At 66.5% G+C, this 19,272-nt stretch carries 10 protein-coding genes and 3 rRNA genes; 7 read left to right on the top strand and 6 right to left on the bottom strand.

The features are described 5' to 3' along the window. Positions 1-103: 103 nt before the first annotated feature. Positions 104-1,585: an NAD(P)/FAD-dependent oxidoreductase gene (locus OG611_RS06365; protein WP_266416386.1), complete on the top strand. Its 1,482-nt coding sequence runs from the start codon at positions 104-106 to the stop codon at positions 1,583-1,585. Between the two features lie 187 nt (positions 1,586-1,772). After that, positions 1,773-3,572 carry a SpoIIE family protein phosphatase gene (locus OG611_RS06360; RefSeq protein ID WP_266416384.1) on the top strand — a complete coding sequence of 600 codons (1,800 nt, stop codon included), beginning with the start codon at positions 1,773-1,775 and terminating at the stop codon, positions 3,570-3,572. 29 nt (positions 3,573-3,601) lie between these two features. On the opposite strand, the gene OG611_RS06355 is transcribed toward OG611_RS06360, so the two are convergent. Beyond that, a complete protein-coding gene (locus OG611_RS06355; protein ID WP_266416383.1) occupies positions 3,602-4,906 on the bottom strand; it encodes an MFS transporter in 1,305 nt (434 codons plus the stop codon). 155 nt (positions 4,907-5,061) lie between these two features. Here OG611_RS06355 and OG611_RS06350 point away from each other — a divergent pair, with 155 nt between their 5' ends. The 5 genes from OG611_RS06350 (at position 5,062) to OG611_RS06330 (ending at position 12,209) form a co-directional block, all read left to right on the top strand. Continuing rightward, positions 5,062-5,619: a MarR family winged helix-turn-helix transcriptional regulator gene (locus tag OG611_RS06350; RefSeq protein WP_072488604.1), complete on the top strand. Its 558-nt coding sequence runs from the start codon at positions 5,062-5,064 to the stop codon at positions 5,617-5,619. A gap of 679 nt (positions 5,620-6,298) precedes the next feature. Further along, a 16S ribosomal RNA gene (locus tag OG611_RS06345) occupies positions 6,299-7,824 on the top strand. Positions 7,825-8,121: 297 nt separating this feature from the next. After that, positions 8,122-11,246 (top strand): 23S ribosomal RNA (locus OG611_RS06340). Between the two features lie 77 nt (positions 11,247-11,323). Continuing rightward, positions 11,324-11,440: ribosomal RNA gene (gene rrf, locus OG611_RS06335) — 5S ribosomal RNA — on the top strand. Together the 16S, 23S and 5S rRNA genes form the textbook arrangement of a ribosomal RNA operon. 208 nt (positions 11,441-11,648) lie before the next feature. Further along, entirely contained in the window at positions 11,649-12,209 is a 561-nt protein-coding gene (locus tag OG611_RS06330; protein ID WP_266416382.1) for a GNAT family N-acetyltransferase, read from the top strand. 53 nt (positions 12,210-12,262) lie between these two features. Here the strand turns inward: OG611_RS06330 and OG611_RS06325 are convergent, their stop codons facing one another. The 5 genes from OG611_RS06325 to OG611_RS06305 form a co-directional block, all read right to left on the bottom strand. Further along, the gene (locus OG611_RS06325) at positions 12,263-13,849 is read right to left on the bottom strand and encodes a type IV secretory system conjugative DNA transfer family protein (protein ID WP_266416381.1); all 1,587 of its coding nucleotides are present in this window, start codon (positions 13,847-13,849) and stop codon (positions 12,263-12,265) included. 1 nt (position 13,850) lies between these two features. Next, positions 13,851-15,269, bottom strand: coding sequence for an ATP-binding protein (locus tag OG611_RS06320; RefSeq protein WP_266416378.1), 1,419 nt, complete (start codon positions 15,267-15,269; stop codon positions 13,851-13,853). A 117-nt stretch (positions 15,270-15,386) separates the two neighbouring features. Continuing rightward, the gene (locus tag OG611_RS06315) at positions 15,387-16,937 is read right to left on the bottom strand and encodes an SCO6880 family protein (protein WP_266416376.1); all 1,551 of its coding nucleotides are present in this window, start codon (positions 16,935-16,937) and stop codon (positions 15,387-15,389) included. Next, complete coding sequence (locus tag OG611_RS06310; RefSeq protein WP_266416374.1) at positions 16,934-18,301, bottom strand: hypothetical protein; 1,368 nt, start codon at positions 18,299-18,301, stop codon at positions 16,934-16,936. Before OG611_RS06310 ends, OG611_RS06315 begins: the two co-directional genes overlap by 4 nt. Next, entirely contained in the window at positions 18,291-19,163 is an 873-nt protein-coding gene (locus tag OG611_RS06305) for a hypothetical protein (RefSeq protein WP_266416372.1), read from the bottom strand. Before OG611_RS06305 ends, OG611_RS06310 begins: the two co-directional genes overlap by 11 nt. Positions 19,164-19,272 lie beyond the last annotated feature (109 nt).

The following is a 19,272-nucleotide window of genomic DNA, read 5'->3' as shown; positions in this document are numbered from 1 at the left end:
ATCGCCGTCGCGGCCCGCGGTAACCGCCCGTACAAAACCTCCGGTCACACAATTTGTCGAGGCTGTGGACAAACCCTTGAGCACGTTGCGTCATGGGGTGGTGATGGCTTCAGATTCCGGGGGAACACCCCCCGGCCCCCCGCCGGGTGTGCGCATTCTCGTCATCGGTGGCGGCTACGTCGGGATGTACACAGCGCTGCGTCTCCAGCGGAAGCTGAAGCAGAGACTCAGCAGCGGTGAGGCCGAGATCGTGGTCGTCACTCCTGAGCCCTATATGACGTATCAGCCGTTCCTGCCCGAAGCGGCGGCCGGTTCGATCTCACCGCGCCATGTCGTCGTGCCGCTCCGCCGCGTCCTCGCGCACTGCAAGATCGTGATCGGCGAGGCGCAGAGCGTCGACCACGCCAAGCGCACGGCGACCGTCACCACCCTCGCCACGGGGGAGGAGGGCACCGGCGCGGTCGAGATCCCGTACGACGAACTCGTCCTCGCCCCCGGCTCCGTCTCGCGCACCCTCCCGGTCCCCGGCCTCGCCGACCACGGCATCGGCTTCAAGACTGTCGAGGAGGCCATCGGCCTGCGCAACCACGTCATCGAGCAGATGGACATCGCCTCCGCCACCCGCGACCCCGCCATCCGCGACGCCGCGCTCACCTTCGTCGTCGTCGGCGGCGGATACGCGGGCGTCGAGGCCCTCGCCGAACTGGAGGACATGGCCCGCTACACCTCGCGGTACTACCACAACATCAAGGCCGAGGACCTGAAATGGATCCTCGTCGAGGCGTCCGGCCGCATCCTCCCCGAGGTCGGCGAGGCGATGGGCACCTACGCGATCCGTGAGCTGCGCGGCCGCAACATCGACGTACGCCTCGACACCCGGCTGGAGTCCTGCGAGGACCGGATCGCCGTCCTGAGCGACGGTTCCAGGTTCCCGACCCGCACCCTCGTGTGGACCGCGGGCGTCAGACCCGCACCGATCCTCGCCGCAACCGATCTGCCGCTCGACGAACGCGGCAGGCTCAGGTGCACGGCGCAACTCGCCGTCGAGGGCGTCGAGCACGCCTGGGCCGCCGGGGACGCCGCGGCCGTACCCGACCTGACCGCCGCGGAAACGGGCAAGGAGACCGCACCCAACGCCCAGCACGCGGTGCGCCAGGCCAAGGTCCTCGCCGGGAATATTTTCGCGTCGATCGCCGGAGAGCCCCTGGAGGAGTACCGGCACAGCTACGCGGGCTCCGTCGCCTCGCTCGGCCTCCACAAGGGCGTCGCCCATGTGTACGGCCGCAAGCTCAAGGGCTTTCCGGCCTGGCTGATGCACCGCACGTACCACCTCAGCCGTGTCCCCACGTTCAACCGGAAGGCCCGCGTCCTTGCCGAATGGACCCTTGCCGGACTCTTCAAGCGCGAGATCGTCTCCCTCGGTTCGCTGGAACACCCGCGCGCCGAATTCGAGCTCGCCGCGGGCGGCAGACGCCCCGGGCCGAACGGCCCGCCGCACAACAGGGACACCCCGCCGGGCCCCGGCAACTCGCCGGGACCGGACCTTCCCCCCGGGCCCGACGGCCCGCCGCGGAACGGCGGCTGACGGACCGTCGACCCGCCGGAGCGTCCGCCAGGGGGCGGACCGTACCGACAACTGTCCGTACGGTCCGCCACACTGGACGTGTGACCATAGGTGGGCCCACATCTGCACAGAGTGACCCGGCCGGCAGTGACCGACAGTGAGCAGCCCGCAAGAGCGGACCAGACCGACACACGAGGCCAGAAATTCCGTGAACTTCACGCGCTGGAGCGCCCGCCTACCCGGAACGCAGCGCCGCGCCGCCGCACGGGACGACCGCAGTTCCGTGCCCTCGGCCCGCGCCGAGTACGCACAGCCCGAGACGACCGGGCCCCGCCCGCCGGAGGGCGACACACACAGCGGCACGCACGGCGGGACGGGGCACGATCCGCGGGACGACTCGCGCGGCGAGGCTCCCCGGCCGGGCGGCCCCGCGCTGGAGGACCTCTCGGCCCGGGACATCCTCGGCCAGCTGCCCGCCCTGGTGGCCCTGGTGTACGGCCCCGAGCACCGGATCGCGTACGTCAACGACGCCTACGCCGCCGCCTTCGGGCCCCGCCCGGCCGGCGCCACCGCCGCCGAGGCCATGCCGGAGCTCGACGAGCTGAGCCTGCTGCCCCTCATGGACCAGGTCCTGCGCAGCGGCACCCCTCGCACGGTCAAGTCCCGCAAGGCCCGCAGCGGCAATTCGTACACCGTGACCTGCACCCCGGTGCACCGCGACAGGGACGACGAAGCCGACGGCGACAACGGCGCCCCCGGAAAGCAGAGCAGGACCAGCAAGGGCAACAAGAGCAACAGGGGCAGAGGAAGAGGGGGCGAAGGCGGCGTGCTCGTGTACGCGGCCGATGTCACCGACCACGCCGAAGCGGCCGAACGGCTCCGCGCCAGCGAGCGCCGCCACCGCGAAACGGCCGTCACCCTCCAGCGTTCCCTGCTCCCGCAGGAGCTGGAGCAGCCCGACGACCTCCGGATCGCCGCCACCTACCAGCCCGGCGGCACGGACGCCGCGGTCGGCGGCGACTGGTACGACGTCATCACCCTCGGCGCGGGCCGCACCGCCCTGGTCATCGGGGACGTGATGGGACGCGGGGTGCGGGCCGCCGCCGTCATGGGCCAGCTCCGCACGGCCGTACGCGCCTACGCCCGCCTCGACCTCCCGCCGCACGAGGTCCTTCAGCTCCTGGACGGTCTCGCCGCCGAGATCGACGCCAGCCAGATCGCCACCTGCGCCTACGCGGTCCACGATCCCAACGAGGGCAGGCTCGTCTACTCCTCCGCCGGCCACCTGCCGATCCTGGTGTGCGACGAGGACGGTACGGTCCACCGCGCCGAGGACCCGACCGGACCGCCACTCGGTACCGGCGGCTGGATCCACACCTCGGGCACGATCCCGCTGCCACCCGGTTCCACCGCCGTCCTCTACACGGACGGACTGGTGGAGCGCCGGAGCGAGGACATCGACGAGGGCGTCGCCGCGCTGGAACGAGCCCTGTCCGGTGCCAAGGGTTCACCCCAGGTGGTCTGCGACCGGCTGATCCGCTCCCTGGGCGTCACCGCGGAACACGACGACGACGTGGCCGTGCTGGTGGTCCAGCACCCCGCCCGCTCGGGGGCGGACGCGGAGCTGTTCCACAACGCCTCGCTCGATCTCCTCGGCGGCATCGAGGCGGCCCCGCGCGCCCGCGCCTTCGCGACCGGGGTCCTGACCTCGTGGCGATTCCCGGTCGAGCTGTGCGACCTGGGCGTCCTGGCCGCCGGCGAACTCGTCGCGAACTCGCTCAAGCACGGCACCCCGCCGATGCGCCTGGGCCTGCGGCGCACCGACCGGCGGCTGATCATCGAGGTGACCGACGGCGACGACCACCTGCCGCGCCGCCGCCGGGCCGACCCGGCGGACGAAGCGGGCCGCGGCATCTCCATCGTCGCGACGATCGCCTCGTCCTGGGGCAGCCGCCGCACACCGGGCGGCGGCAAAGCGGTCTGGTGCGAATTCGCCCTGCCGCAGTGAGGGCCCCGTCGCGGACAGGGCCCGGCCGCTCAGTGAGCGGCGGCAGCCGTGGAGGCGGAGCTGGGCTCCGCATCCGGCAGTGACACGGCCACCACCCGGGAAGGCACCGTCTCCAGCGAGGGCTGGTCCTGTACGGGAGTGAGCTGCCGTCCGAGCCGCAGCGCCAGCGCCGTGATGCCCAGCGAGAACAGCACGAACGTCACGATGTACGGCCCGTGCAGCGTCGCCCCCATCGGCCCGCCCACGGCCGGACCGACCGCCAGCGCGAGCTGCTTGCACAGGGCGAACGCGGAGTTGTACTGCCCGACCATCGACTCCGGCGCCAGATCGGCCACCAGCGGGGCCACGGTCGGCGACAGCATCGACTCACCGAGTCCGAACAGCGCGTACGTGGAGATCATCGCGGCGGTCGCCATCGTCTGACTGCCGTGTCCGAGCCCGGCATACCCCGCCACGATCCAGGCGAACGCCCAGATCAGACCGACCGAGGCAATGACCCGGCTGCGCCTGCGGCGCTCGACGAACCGCAGCACGACGAACTGCGCCACGACGATGACGGCGGTGTTGGCGGCCAGCGCGATCCCGAGCGTCGAAGGCTGCATCCCGGCGGCCTCGGTGCCGTACGCCGCGAGCCCGGACTCGAACTGTCCGTAGCAGGCGAAGAACAGCACGAAGCCCAGCACACACAGCTGCACCATGGCCCGGTGCGAGAGCAGCACCCGCAGCCCGCCCGGCGCCTTGGACCCGTCGGTGGGCCTGGCGTCCGAGAAGGACGGCGTACGGGACAGCCGCACCGTGGAGGCGATGACACCGAGCACGACGAACATCGCGGCCTCGATGAGGAACAGCAGGGTGAAGGTCTCCGGCCGGTTCGTGTCGACGATCTGGCCGCCGACGAGCCCGCCGATACCGAGCCCGAGGTTCTGCAGGAAGAACTGCATGGCGAAGGCGCGGGTACGGGTGGCGGTGCTGGAGCACCACACGAGCATGGTGGCGAGCGCCGGCTGCATGACCGCCGTACCCGCGCCGAGGACCGCGGCCGACAGCACGGAAGCGGTCACGCCCGACGACAGACCGAGGGCGACTGCGCCCAGGGAAGCGACGGCCGAGGCGATAACGAGCACGGGCAGCGGCCCGCGCCGGTCGATGGCCCGACCGGTGAACGGCAGAACGGCCAGCGCCGCCATGGCGAAGACCGCCAGTACGACTCCCGCGGTGCCAGCACCCAGATCCCGTACCTGTGCCACATAGACGTACAGATACGGAACGGTGAACCCCAGCCCGAACGCGCTCAGCGCGCTCCCCAGCTGGATCCGCCGAAGTGCTGCACCCATCTCCCTGGTCACACTCACCTACCTCAAGGTCTCGAAGCGACATGCCGAGTCTTCCGAACGACTCGAACCCGAAGACTTTAGCACTAAAGTTAGAACCTCAACAATACAACCCGAAGGACTTCGAAGGCTTTGGAGGGCGTGCCATACTGCCCGCCATGCCTGACACCACCGAGCAGCCCGGACCGCAGGAGCCGAGCCTCGACGAGCAGATCGCCGCCTACCAGCGCGAGTTCCGCGACCTGGACCCCCAGGTCGAGCAGGTCGTCTCGGCCCTGGGCCGGCTGAACCGCCGGATGAACGTGGCGTACGGACGCCAGCTCGCCGCCCTCGGCATCAGCAACGCCGAGTGGGAGGTCCTCAAGACCCTGGTCCTGGCCGGCTCCCCGTACCGCCTGGGCCCGGGAGAGCTGGCCAAGCGCCTGGGTCTCACCCCGGCGGCGATGACCCACCGCATCGACCGCATGGCGGGCGAGGGCCTGGTCACCCGGGACCGGGACGAGAACAACCGGGTGCGCGTGATCGTCGAGCTGACCGACGAGGGCCGTACGAAGTGGCTGGAGGCCATGCGCATGGCCACCGACTTCGAGGAGGACCTGCTCCAGGACCTCACGGGCGACGAACGCGGGGGCCTCGGCGACATGCTGATCCGCCTCCTGCGCCGCGTGGAGCACGCCCAGCCGGACGCCGGCGGCCGCCTCACCGATCTGGACTGAACCCGTGTCCGACACGTGGGAAAAGGGCTTGACCTGGCGGGGTTGACACACCCCTCCTCGATCCGTAAGGTTCTTCGAGTTGTCACGGAGCCGGAACGGTTCTGCGACAACCGATCCCGCCGCGAATGCGGCAACCAAAACTCAGCACGATCTCCCACTCGGGACAATTTCGGCATGCCGAAATTAATTTCGAAGACTCGATTATGAGTCGCCGGGAAAATCCGCTAGAGTTTGGACGTCGGAACGGCCCAACAGCCGGGAAGACGAACCCCGCTGACTGGGAATCAGGCCCGAAAGGATCTGATAGAGTCGGACTCGCCGGAAAGGGAAGCGCGAAAGCGAAGAACTGGAAAGCGCAACCCGCTTCGACCGGGAATCGGACACGAAAGAGTCTGATAGAGTCGGAAACGCAAGACCGAAGGGAAAAGCCCGGAGGAAAGCCCGAGAGGGTGAGTACAAAGGAAGCGTCCGTTCCTTGAGAACTCAACAGCGTGCCAAAAGTCAACGCCAGATATGTTGATACCCCGGCCTGCTTCGGCAGGTTGGAGGTTCCTTTGAAAGTCCCACGGGGTCACTGACCCGGTGGGCAATTTACACAGCGAGGACGCTGTGAACGACCGGTCTTATTCCGTCCGGTCGTTCCGCTCTCGTGTTGTGTTGTCCCGATCACGGGAAAACATTCACGGAGAGTTTGATCCTGGCTCAGGACGAACGCTGGCGGCGTGCTTAACACATGCAAGTCGAACGATGAAGCCCTTCGGGGTGGATTAGTGGCGAACGGGTGAGTAACACGTGGGCAATCTGCCCTTCACTCTGGGACAAGCCCTGGAAACGGGGTCTAATACCGGATAACACTCTGTCCCGCATGGGACGGGGTTGAAAGCTCCGGCGGTGAAGGATGAGCCCGCGGCCTATCAGCTTGTTGGTGGGGTGATGGCCTACCAAGGCGACGACGGGTAGCCGGCCTGAGAGGGCGACCGGCCACACTGGGACTGAGACACGGCCCAGACTCCTACGGGAGGCAGCAGTGGGGAATATTGCACAATGGGCGAAAGCCTGATGCAGCGACGCCGCGTGAGGGATGACGGCCTTCGGGTTGTAAACCTCTTTCAGCAGGGAAGAAGCGAGAGTGACGGTACCTGCAGAAGAAGCGCCGGCTAACTACGTGCCAGCAGCCGCGGTAATACGTAGGGCGCAAGCGTTGTCCGGAATTATTGGGCGTAAAGAGCTCGTAGGCGGCTTGTTGCGTCGGTTGTGAAAGCCCGGGGCTTAACCCCGGGTCTGCAGTCGATACGGGCAGGCTAGAGTGTGGTAGGGGAGATCGGAATTCCTGGTGTAGCGGTGAAATGCGCAGATATCAGGAGGAACACCGGTGGCGAAGGCGGATCTCTGGGCCATTACTGACGCTGAGGAGCGAAAGCGTGGGGAGCGAACAGGATTAGATACCCTGGTAGTCCACGCCGTAAACGTTGGGAACTAGGTGTTGGCGACATTCCACGTCGTCGGTGCCGCAGCTAACGCATTAAGTTCCCCGCCTGGGGAGTACGGCCGCAAGGCTAAAACTCAAAGGAATTGACGGGGGCCCGCACAAGCAGCGGAGCATGTGGCTTAATTCGACGCAACGCGAAGAACCTTACCAAGGCTTGACATACACCGGAAAGCATCAGAGATGGTGCCCCCCTTGTGGTCGGTGTACAGGTGGTGCATGGCTGTCGTCAGCTCGTGTCGTGAGATGTTGGGTTAAGTCCCGCAACGAGCGCAACCCTTGTTCTGTGTTGCCAGCATGCCCTTCGGGGTGATGGGGACTCACAGGAGACTGCCGGGGTCAACTCGGAGGAAGGTGGGGACGACGTCAAGTCATCATGCCCCTTATGTCTTGGGCTGCACACGTGCTACAATGGCCGGTACAATGAGCTGCGATGCCGTGAGGCGGAGCGAATCTCAAAAAGCCGGTCTCAGTTCGGATTGGGGTCTGCAACTCGACCCCATGAAGTCGGAGTTGCTAGTAATCGCAGATCAGCATTGCTGCGGTGAATACGTTCCCGGGCCTTGTACACACCGCCCGTCACGTCACGAAAGTCGGTAACACCCGAAGCCGGTGGCCCAACCCCTTGTGGGAGGGAGCTGTCGAAGGTGGGACTGGCGATTGGGACGAAGTCGTAACAAGGTAGCCGTACCGGAAGGTGCGGCTGGATCACCTCCTTTCTAAGGAGCATCTAGATTCCGCAAGGAGTCCAGAGGCCATTTCGTCGGCAAATGTTCGACGGTGGTTGCTCATGGGTGGAACGTTGACTATTCGGCACGACAGGTTGTTTTTCACTAGTACTGCTTCGGCGTGGAACGTGGGGGACGGCAGGTCGGGTCGGGCACGTTGTTGGGTATCTGAGGGTACGGCCGTCATGGTCGCCTTCAGTTGCCGGCCCCAGTGAACCTGTTCTTCGGAGCGGGGTGATGGGTGGCTGGTCGTTGTTTGAGAACTGCACAGTGGACGCGAGCATCTGTGGCCAAGTTTTTAAGGGCGCACGGTGGATGCCTTGGCACCAGGAACCGATGAAGGACGTGGGAGGCCACGATAGGCCCCGGGGAGCTGTCAACCGAGCTTTGATCCGGGGGTGTCCGAATGGGGAAACCCGGCAGTCGTCATGGGCTGTCACCCGCTGCTGAACACATAGGCAGTGTGGAGGGAACGAGGGGAAGTGAAACATCTCAGTACCCTCAGGAAGAGAAAACAACCGTGATTCCGGGAGTAGTGGCGAGCGAAACCGGATGAGGCCAAACCGTATGCGTGTGATACCCGGCAGGGGTTGCGCATGCGGGGTTGTGGGATCTCTCTTTTGCGGTCTGCCGGCCGTGAGACGAGTCAGAAACCGTTGATGTAGGCGAAGGACATGCGAAAGGTCCGGCGTAGAGGGTAAGACCCCCGTAGCTGAAACATTGACGGCTCGTTTGAGAGACACCCAAGTAGCACGGGGCCCGAGAAATCCCGTGTGAATCTGGCGGGACCACCCGCTAAGCCTAAATATTCCCTGGTGACCGATAGCGGATAGTACCGTGAGGGAATGGTGAAAAGTACCGCGGGAGCGGAGTGAAATAGTACCTGAAACCGTGTGCCTACAAGCCGTGGGAGCGTCGCTGTGTGTGCTTGCACATGCAGTCGTGACTGCGTGCCTTTTGAAGAATGAGCCTGCGAGTTTGCGGTGTGTTGCGAGGTTAACCCGTGTGGGGAAGCCGTAGCGAAAGCGAGTCCGAATAGGGCGTTTCAGTAGCACGCTCAAGACCCGAAGCGGAGTGATCTAGCCATGGGCAGGTTGAAGCGGAGGTAAGACTTCGTGGAGGACCGAACCCACCAGGGTTGAAAACCTGGGGGATGACCTGTGGTTAGGGGTGAAAGGCCAATCAAACTCCGTGATAGCTGGTTCTCCCCGAAATGCATTTAGGTGCAGCGTCGTGTGTTTCTTGCCGGAGGTAGAGCACTGGATAGGCGATGGGCCCTACCGGGTTACTGACCTTAGCCAAACTCCGAATGCCGGTAAGTGAGAGCACGGCAGTGAGACTGTGGGGGATAAGCTCCATGGTCGAGAGGGAAACAGCCCAGAGCATCGACTAAGGCCCCTAAGCGTACGCTAAGTGGGAAAGGATGTGGAGTCGCAGAGACAACCAGGAGGTTGGCTTAGAAGCAGCCACCCTTGAAAGAGTGCGTAATAGCTCACTGGTCAAGTGATTCCGCGCCGACAATGTAGCGGGGCTCAAGCGTACCGCCGAAGTCGTGTCATTCACACATGAAGGGCCAACGCCTGTGTGGATGGGTAGGGGAGCGTCGTGTGCCGGGTGAAGCAGCCGCGGAAGCGAGTTGTGGACGGTTCACGAGTGAGAATGCAGGCATGAGTAGCGATACACACGTGAGAAACGTGTGCGCCGATTGACTAAGGGTTCCTGGGTCAAGCTGATCTGCCCAGGGTAAGTCGGGACCTAAGGCGAGGCCGACAGGCGTAGTCGATGGACAACCGGTTGATATTCCGGTACCCGCTTTGAAACGCCCAATACTGAATCAGGCGATGCTAAGTCCGTGAAGCCGGCCCGATCTCTTCGGAGTTGAGGGTAGTGGTGGAGCCGATGAACCAGACTTGTAGTAGGTAAGCGATGGGGTGACGCAGGAAGGTAGTCCAGCCCGGGCGGTGGTTGTCCCGGGGTAAGGGTGTAGGACGCACGGTAGGCAAATCCGTCGTGCATATAGTCTGAGACCTGATGCCGAGCCGATTGTGGTGAAGTGGATGATCCTATGCTGTCGAGAAAAGCCTCTAGCGAGTTTCATGGCGGCCCGTACCCTAAACCGACTCAGGTGGTCAGGTAGAGAATACCGAGGCGTTCGGGTGAACTATGGTTAAGGAACTCGGCAAAATGCCCCCGTAACTTCGGGAGAAGGGGGGCCATCACTGGTGAGTGGATTTACTCCATGAGCTGGGGGTGGCCGCAGAGACCAGCGAGAAGCGACTGTTTACTAAAAACACAGGTCCGTGCGAAGCCGTAAGGCGATGTATACGGACTGACGCCTGCCCGGTGCTGGAACGTTAAGGGGACCGGTTAGCTGACTTTCGGGTCGGCGAAGCTGAGAACTTAAGCGCCAGTAAACGGCGGTGGTAACTATAACCATCCTAAGGTAGCGAAATTCCTTGTCGGGTAAGTTCCGACCTGCACGAATGGCGTAACGACTTCTCGACTGTCTCAACCATAGGCCCGGTGAAATTGCACTACGAGTAAAGATGCTCGTTTCGCGCAGCAGGACGGAAAGACCCCGGGACCTTTACTACAGTTTGATATTGGTGTTCGGTTCGGCTTGTGTAGGATAGGTGGGAGACTTTGAAGCGGCCACGCCAGTGGTTGTGGAGTCGTCGTTGAAATACCACTCTGGTCGTGCTGGATGTCTAACCTGGGTCCGTGATCCGGATCAGGGACAGTGTCTGATGGGTAGTTTAACTGGGGCGGTTGCCTCCTAAAGAGTAACGGAGGCGCCCAAAGGTTCCCTCAGCCTGGTTGGCAATCAGGTGTTGAGTGTAAGTGCACAAGGGAGCTTGACTGTGAGACCGACGGGTCGAGCAGGGACGAAAGTCGGGACTAGTGATCCGGCAGTGGCTTGTGGAAGCGCTGTCGCTCAACGGATAAAAGGTACCCCGGGGATAACAGGCTGATCTTCCCCAAGAGTCCATATCGACGGGATGGTTTGGCACCTCGATGTCGGCTCGTCGCATCCTGGGGCTGGAGTCGGTCCCAAGGGTTGGGCTGTTCGCCCATTAAAGCGGTACGCGAGCTGGGTTTAGAACGTCGTGAGACAGTTCGGTCCCTATCCGCTGTGCGCGTAGGAATATTGAGAAGGGCTGTCCCTAGTACGAGAGGACCGGGACGGACGAACCTCTGGTGTGCCAGTTGTTCTGCCAAGGGCATGGCTGGTTGGCTACGTTCGGAAAGGATAACCGCTGAAAGCATCTAAGCGGGAAGCCTGCTTCGAGATGAGTATTCCCACCCTCTTGAAGGGTTAAGGCTCCCAGTAGACGACTGGGTTGATAGGCCAGATGTGGAAGCCCGGTAACGGGTGGAGCTGACTGGTACTAATAGGCCGAGGGCTTGTCCTCAGTTGCTCGCGTCCACTGTGTTAGTTCTGAAATAACGAACGGCCGTGTTTTTCCGGTGTTGGTTAATTTCATAGTGTTTCGGTGGTCATTGCGTTAGGGAAACGCCCGGTTACATTCCGAACCCGGAAGCTAAGCCTTTCAGCGCCGATGGTACTGCAGGGGGGACCCTGTGGGAGAGTAGGACGCCGCCGAACTCCTTTTACGGGAAAGCCCCGTGCCCTTGTGGCACGGGGCTTTTCTGCGTTTACGCCGAGGTGACCAGGTGGGTGTCGTACGCCCGTCCGTCGATCGTCGAGCGGCCCCGGGGCGGGACGTGGCGGTGCGCGTAGTACCGGGGTACGACGTCACGCGGTGCGGGAAATGGTGTTTGCGCAGGTCGGGCGGCGGGGGCAGGATCGGCGGATGGAACATGTGATCCGATCCGTGCGCGCCGACGAATGGCCCCTGGTCAAGGAGTTGCGGCTGGCCGCTCTGCGAGATCCCGCCGCCGCCATGGCGTTTCTGGAGACGTACGAGCAGGGCGCGGCCCACTCCGACGAGTTCTGGCAGGACCGGGCGCTCGGGGCGTCCGCGGCCGGGAGCGGTGACGTGCGGCAGTTCGTCGCCGCCGCGTCGGACGGGCGGTGGGACGGTGGTGTCACCGTACTGATCGAGAGGCCGGACGCGGAGGTGCGGTTCGGCGAGGCGGTCGACGTCCACCAGGCGCATCTGGTCGGCGTGTTCGTACGGCCCGGGGCGCGGGGCACGGGCCTGGCCGAGGAGCTTCTCCGGGCCGGGACGGACTGGGCCTGGTCGCGGGCGGAGCCGCGGATCGAGCGGGTGCGGCTGTATGTGCACGAGGACAACGCGCGGGCGGCGGCGTTCTACCGGCGGATCGGGTTCACGGCGACCGGGCGATCGGTGCCCGTGCCGGGCGACCCGTCCGCGCGGGAGCTCGAGTACGCGGTGGAGCGGGCGGTGTAGGCGGTTCGGTTCGTGATCGTCGGCGCTTCCCTGGCCGGCCCCCGTTTCTCCCGTCAGTCTGAGGCGGTGAGTGCTTGGGTCCAGCGGGCGCGGGCCTGTTCCTGGGAGCGGAGGAGGGCCAGGGCCGGCAGTCCCATGGCCCGGCCGGTCGCCAGCAGCTCCGGGAGCCGGGGGAGAGGGGCCACCGCGGCGACGTCGTCGAGCACCAGCGTCATTGGTGGGTCGAGCCGACCGTCGGATGACCGTGCGGCCATGCGGCGGCCGTGCTCGACCACGTGTGAGGCGAGTGCCGTGAGCAGGGGCATTGCTCCTGGTCCTGAGCGGGGGTCCTCGATCGGTTCACCCACCACATAGAGGGTGCCCCCTTCGGCCGCGAAAGATTCCAGCGCGAGCGAATCGGCCCGGTTCGGCGTGCATGCCTCCCGGATGTGGACCGACGAGAGTGCGCCGAACGCCCGAACCGTCAACGCCTGTGCCATTTCACGGCGTTCGGGGTGGGCGGTCAGTGCCGACTCCAGCAGGCCGGCGAGTCCGGAGGCAGCTTTGGGGTGGGTACGGAGCAGGCGCACCGGCTCGTGGGCGCTGCCGCCCAGTGCCCAGCGGTGGACCTGGCGGAAGGGCCGGCCGTCGATGGCGGCGGCGTGCAGCCAGCACTGCAGGAGCGTTTCCGCGGTGTCGGCGGTCGCCGCGTCGATACGGGCCTGCGGTCGGACCGGGGCCAGGAGCGCGGTGGAGCGGGCGGCGGCGGCGTCGGGCTGTTCGCAGCCCGCGGTGGGGGACCAGTGCAGACGGGCCGGGGTGTCGCAGAGGTGGCCCGGGTCGTAGACGAGAACCGGGCCGAGCTTGGCGCGGGCGTCCTTCGTCTCGGCCCAGACGGTGGGGTCGGAGGTGACGACGAGCGCGGGGCCGGCGGCTTCGAGGACGGCCTGGACGACGGTGGGGCGGCGCGTCGCGGCCGGTCCGTAGACGACGAGGGGGGCGCTGGGGGAGGGAAGCGGGGAGAGGGCGGGGACGGGGGCCTGGGTTTCGGAGCCGGTTTCAGGGCCGGCTGCGCCTTGGGTTGGGGCTTTGGCGAGAAGGGTGGTCTCGGCCGGTGCGTGCTCCTTGGGGGCGGTGGGGGCCACGGGGACAGGGGTGTGGGTCGGAGCAGGAGCAGGAGCAGGAGCAGGAGTGGGGGCTTGTGGCTGGTGGTGGGGTTCCTGCCGGTGCCGGGAGCGTACGGAATCGCCCTTGTCCCCGCCCACGTCCGCGTACCGGTCGCTCCGCTGTCGCGCCCGTACCGCCCGCCAGCGGGCGACCACGCCCAGCACGAACACGGTCAGCACCAGCAGCACCATCAGCTCGCCGATGAACAGGCCCCAGAAGAGCCCGTACCCGGAGAACTCGCCCGCCGGGGTGTTCGGCCAGGCGGCCGGGAGGTCGTGCGGTGCGGTGACGAGCCGGCGCATCGCCAGGGGTGTCTCGGGGAGCGTGACCCCGTCCGGCCAGGCGCCGTGCGCGAACAGTCCGGACAGACCGGTGGCCGTCCACGCCAGCAGCGTCAGCCCGAGCAGGAAGGCCAGCAGGCCTATCAGCAGGCCGTCCGGGATGCCGCCGCTGCCCCCGCTGCCGCCGGTACGTTCCTCAGCGCGCCCCGCCATGTCATGCCACCGTTGACTCGGACGACTCGTTCAGCCGTTGCTGGTGTTCGATCCGTGCCGCGCGCTGCTCCGCCTCCAGGTCCGCGGCGCGTACGTCCTCGGGGAGGAGTTCGGTGGCGGAGGACTCGGTCATCGCGCGGTCGGTGAAGACCAGGGGGCGTTCCGCCTCGGTGATCAGGTGTTTGACCACCTGGACGTTGCCGTTGACGTCCCAGACGGCGATTCCGGGGGTGAGGGTCGGGATGATCTCGACCGCCCATCGGGGCAGGCCGAGCACGCGGCCCGTTGCTCTGGCCTCGTCGGCCTTCTGGGCGTAGATCGTGCGGGTCGACGCCATCTTGAGGATCGCCGCGGCTTCGCGGGCCGCCGCTCCGTCGACGACGTCGCTGAGGTGGTGGACGACGGCCACGAACGACAGGCCGAGCCTGCGCCCGAACTTCAGCAGACGCTGGAAGAGCTGCGCCACGAAGGGCGAGTTGATGATGTGCCAGGCCTCTTCGACCAGGAAAATACGCTTCTTGCGGTCGGGCCTGATCCAGGTGTGCTCCAGCCAGACGCCGACGATCGCCATCAGGATCGGCATCGCGATCGAGTTCCGGTCGATGTGCGAGAGGTCGAAGACGATCAGCGGGGCGTCGAGGTCGATGCCGACGCTGGTCGGTCCGTCGAACATGCCGCGCAGGTCACCGTCGACCAGCCGGTCCAGGACGAGGGCGACGTCCAGGCCCCAGGCCCTTACGTCGTCTATGTCGACGTTCATCGCCTCGGCGGACTCGGGCTCCGGGTGGCGGAGCTGGTCGACGATGTCGGTCAGGACCGGCTGCCGGTCGGTGATCGTCTCGTTGACGTACGCGTGGGCGACCTTCAGCGCGAAGCCGGACCGCTCGTCCAGGCCGTGCCCCATCGCCACCTCGATGATCGTACGGAGCAGGGCGAGCTGGCCGGTGGTGGTGATCGAGGGGTCGAGCGGGTTGAGCCGAATGCCGCCGTTGAGGGCGGCGGTCGGGTCGAGGCGGATCGGGGTGAGGCCGAGCTCCTGGGCGATGAGGTTCCACTCGCCGACGCCGTCCTCGCCCTGGGCGTCCAGGACGACGACCTGGCGGTCGCGGAAGCGGAGCTGGCGGAGCACGTATGTCTTCTCCAGCGCGGACTTGCCGTTGCCGGACTCGCCGAGCACCAGCCAGTGCGGGGCCGGCAGCTGCTGTCCGTACAGCTGGAAGGGGTCGTAGATGTAGCCCTTGCCGGAGTAGACCTCGCGGCCGATGATCACGCCGGAGTCGCCGAGGCCGGGGGCCGCGGTGGGCAGATAGACGGCCTGGGCCTGTCCCGTCGATGTGCGGACGGGCAGTCTGGTCGTCTCCACCTTCCCGAAGAGGAAGGCGGTGAAGGCGTCCGACAGCGCGGACAGCGGATCTCGCATGGCGTGACCGACCTCCCTTTCGGTTCTCTCGGTTCTCTCGGTTGCTGTGCGGTGTGGTGCTGAGCGATGTGGTGCGGTCTGGGGCGGTGCGCTGCGGTGCTGAGCTGCGCTGTGGGGCTAGCGGCGGATGCCGGTGGCGAACGGCAGGGTGTTCACGAAGGCGCGGTGGTGCTCGCGGTCGCACCACTCCAGCTTGAGATACGACTTGCCGGCCGAGGCCCGGATCGTCCGCTTGTCCCGGGCGAGGGCCTCAGGAGAGCGCGACGACACGGTGATGTACCCCACCAGGTTCACCCCGGCCGCGCCGCTCGCGAGATCTTCACCCCGCTGGTCGAGCCGGCCGTGTGCGGCGATGTCGCGCGGGTCGACGGTGCGGTTCATCTTGGCCTGACGGCTGGCTTCCGCCTCGTCGTTCGTCTTCTCGGTGAGCATCCGCTCGATGGCGACCTCGGTGGGTTCGAGGTCCATGCAGACCGCGACCGTACGGATCACATCGGGCGTGTGGACGAGGAGCGGGGCCAGGAAGTTGACGCCGACGGGGGTCATCGGCCACTCCTTCACCCAGGCCGTGGAGTGGCACCAGGGCGCGCGGGTGACCGACTCACGGGTCTTGGCCTGGAGGAACGTCGGCTCCACCGCATCCAGTTCGGCCGGCCAGGCGTTGCGCTTGGTCATGGCCTGGATGTGGTCGATGGGGTGGTCGGGGTCGTACATCGAGTGCACGAGGGAGGCGAGCCGGCTCTGGCCGAGCGGCTGGCGGACCCGGATGTCGGCCTCGGCGAGGCGGGCGCAGATATCGGTGAGCTCGCGCGCCATGACGACGGCGAGGCCCGCGTCCCGGTCGAGCTTGCGACCGGCCTGGGGGCGGGCGGCGCGGGCCATGGCATTGGCCTCGGCGGCCAGCTCGCGGGTGTAGTGCATGCAGGCCACGAGGTAGGCGCGGTGCTGTTCGCTGGAGGTGGAGACCATGGACTGGAGTTGGTCGTACGACTCCTGCAGCCAGCCCGGGGACGCCTTGTCGCCGCGCTGGGCGACGTCCTTGGCGTGCGCGTCGGGGTCGGCGGGCAGTGTGCGGGCGAGCATCTGAATGCGGGTCACGAAGCCGTCACCGTTGGCGACATGCTTCAGCAGCGTGCCGAAGCGGTCGACGAGCGCTTCCTGGTCCTCGCTGTCGCGCAGCCCGACGCCGGGGCCCTCGATCTCGATCGCGGCGGTGACGGTGCGGCGGTCCGCGTGCAGGAGCACGGCGATCTCGTCCGGGCCGAAGGGGGCGGCGAGCCAGTTGATCCGGCCGATGCCGGGGGGCGGTCCGATCTCGACCTCGCGCCCGTCGGCGCCGACGCCCGCCTCCATGGCGGCGGAACGATAGGTCGTACCGCGGCGCAGGGAGCGCTTGTAGCTGCGGTTGATCTCAAACCATTTGTAGAAGGTGCGGTGCTTGTACGGGAGGTACACGATCGCCAGGGCGAGCAGGGGGAAGCCCGTGAGCAGCACGATCCGCAGGGACAGGATCGGGACGATCAGCCCGCTCATCATGCCGAGGAACGCGCCGACGATGATCAGGGCGATCTCGCCGGTCTCGCGGTTCTTGCCGACGATCGCGTTCGGCCGGGCCCGGCCGATGAGATACGTACGGCGGGGCGCGATCGTGTGGGACTGAGTCGTCAACGCCCTCCACCTCCCGTGCTGTTGTTACCTGAGCTGCCTGATCCGCCACCTCGGTGGGAGCGGCTGCCGTGCGGGGTGCCGGAGGTCGGCCCCGATCCGCTGCGCGGCGGAGGTGCGGCGGAGGGGACAGATCCGCCGCCGACTCCGCTCCCGCCGGAGTTGCGGGAGCTGTGCGCGGCGACACCGCCGCTGATCGCGTTGGCGGGCCGGCCTCCGCCGCTGCCGCTGTCGCCGCCGTTCTGGCCGCTGCGGCTGCTGTGGGTCTTGATGCCCTGGGAGACCAGAGCGGCGGGGGAGCTGATCATCGCGGCGGCCTGGGAGCCGTCGGTGGCCTGCTTGCGGTTGGTGCGGGCGCCCTGGATCTCGTCGCCGAAGCCGGGGACGAACCGGTAGATCATGGCGGAGGCGAAGATCGCCAGCAGGATGATGGCGAGACCGGACACGACGGCGGAGATCGCGTTCGGCCCGTCGTTCTGGGAGAGCGCACCGGCCAGCCCGAGCACGATGGCGATGACCGGCTTCACCATGATCACCGCGATCATGATGCCTGCCCAGCGCCGGACGTGGCCCCACATGTTCTTGTCGACGAGCCCCGCGTAGACGACGGTGCCGAGCAGGGCGCCGACGTAGAGCAGGGCGGCCCGGATGACGAGCTCCAGCCAGAGGATGCCCGCGGCGAGGATCGACACGAGGGAGACGACGATCAGCATGATCGGTCCGCCGCCGATGTCGGAGCCCTTCTTGAGGGCTTCGGCGAACGACCCGAAGAAGACGTCGGTCTGCCCGCCCGAGGACGTGGCGATGACGTCGGTGACTCCGTCGGTCGCGGAGACGACCGTGTAGAGGATCAGCGGAGTGAACGCGGAGGCGAGGACCGTCAGCCAGAGGAACCCGATGGCCTCGGAGATCGCGGTGGTCAGCGGCACCCCACGGATCGCCCGCTTGGCCACGGCGAGCAGCCACAGGACGAGCGTCAGGACGGTGGAGGCGGCGAAGACGATCGCGTACTGCTGGAGGAACTTGGTGTTCGTGAAGTCGACGTTGGCGGTGCCCTTCACGGCCTCGCTGAGCTTGCCGACGATCCACGCGGCGGCGTCGGCGCAGCCGCGGGCGAGGGAGGAGAGGGGGTCGAGGGAGTTGTCGAGGGTGGAGGGGGCGTTTGTTTTGGGGGCGCCGGCGTCGCCGTTTTCGCAGTAGTCCTTGGCGGGGCCCACGATGAGGTCGCACTTGTCCTTGGCGGACGGAGTGGGCGAAGGAGTGGGGGGCGGATCTGCTGCGACGCGCGTTGCCAGGATCACGACAGTCGCCTGGGCACTCGCCAGGAGCGCACCGACCTTGAGTACGAGACGCGATTTAGCGGGCATAAGTGAACCCTCCGTACTCCTGCGCGGCCTTGGCGATCTCGTCTGCGTTGGAGGCCGTGCGGTCGGTGTTGACCGGTGCCGGGCCTTCCTTCTGGGAGAAGCTGTCGACCTTCCAGTCGTTTCCGTCCCACTGGAGTTTCAGCGTCATGGTGAACCAGTCGTTGCTCACCGGATTGGTCGAACTGACGCCAGCCGTGCCGAAGACCCCTGTGCACCAGACGTCAACGGTGGCGGAGGTACCCGAGGACTGGGTGACTTTGGTCCCGACGGGAGCAGTGCGTGAGACGTAGGTCATGCCCGCAGCTGCTTCCCCGTTCTCATCGAGGCCGATCTTGCTGAGGAACTCCTTGCTGTACGCCTGATTGAAATTGGCTTCAAGTTCGTCGACCCTGGCGGGGACGAAGACTTGGCGCACAATCTCGGCACGCCTGGCAGGCTTGAGGATGTCCGCCGAAACGAGCGCCACGGAGTAGTTCGCCGCAGCGCTCTGCGCGCCCTGGTCATCGTGCGCGAACCCCGACGCGATGGTTCCGCTCTTCCCCGTCACCGGCTTCGTCCCCGTAGCCGCCGTGGACGAAGAGTCCGGCTTGCTCCCACCGTCCCCCGAGCCGCCGTCGTTGCTGTTGCCGCCGCCTCCGCCCATGTTCGCGAACGCGATAGCCGCGATCAGGAGGACGACCACGCCGACCACCGTGACCAGGGAGCGGGATTTGCGGGCGGGTCGGCGGGGAGCGCCGTAGCTGTCGCCGCCCTCGCCGTCGGGGAGGCGGGTGCGGGTCTGGCGCGTACCGCCGATGGTGCTGTATCCATCGTCCGTACGGCCTGAGTCGTTGCCATAGCCGTTGTCGTCGCCGAGGCTCATGCCGCGTACGCCCCCTCAACCGTTGCCTGAACCGGGTAGTACGACGGTAGCCGTGCGGGTTTCCGCGCGGACGCGGTGTGGTGACTCGACATCAGGGAGACGCAACCTC

Source organism: Streptomyces sp. NBC_01363 (assembly GCF_026340595.1).
Taxonomy (GTDB): domain Bacteria; phylum Actinomycetota; class Actinomycetes; order Streptomycetales; family Streptomycetaceae; genus Streptomyces.
This window is presented reverse-complemented; position numbering and strand designations above follow the sequence as displayed.

Coding starts and splice junctions, on each gene's coding strand:
- OG611_RS06365 (WP_266416386.1), top strand. CDS start 104: ATGGCTTCAGATTCCGGGGGAACACCCCCCGGCCCCCCGCCGGGTGTG.
- OG611_RS06355 (WP_266416383.1), bottom strand. CDS start 4,906: ATGGGTGCAGCACTTCGGCGGATCCAGCTGGGGAGCGCGCTGAGCGCG.
- OG611_RS06350 (WP_072488604.1), top strand. CDS start 5,062: ATGCCTGACACCACCGAGCAGCCCGGACCGCAGGAGCCGAGCCTCGAC.
- OG611_RS06330 (WP_266416382.1), top strand. CDS start 11,649: ATGGAACATGTGATCCGATCCGTGCGCGCCGACGAATGGCCCCTGGTC.
- OG611_RS06325 (WP_266416381.1), bottom strand. CDS start 13,849: ATGGCGGGGCGCGCTGAGGAACGTACCGGCGGCAGCGGGGGCAGCGGC.
- OG611_RS06320 (WP_266416378.1), bottom strand. CDS start 15,269: ATGCGAGATCCGCTGTCCGCGCTGTCGGACGCCTTCACCGCCTTCCTC.
- OG611_RS06310 (WP_266416374.1), bottom strand. CDS start 18,301: ATGCCCGCTAAATCGCGTCTCGTACTCAAGGTCGGTGCGCTCCTGGCG.
- OG611_RS06305 (WP_266416372.1), bottom strand. CDS start 19,163: ATGAGCCTCGGCGACGACAACGGCTATGGCAACGACTCAGGCCGTACG.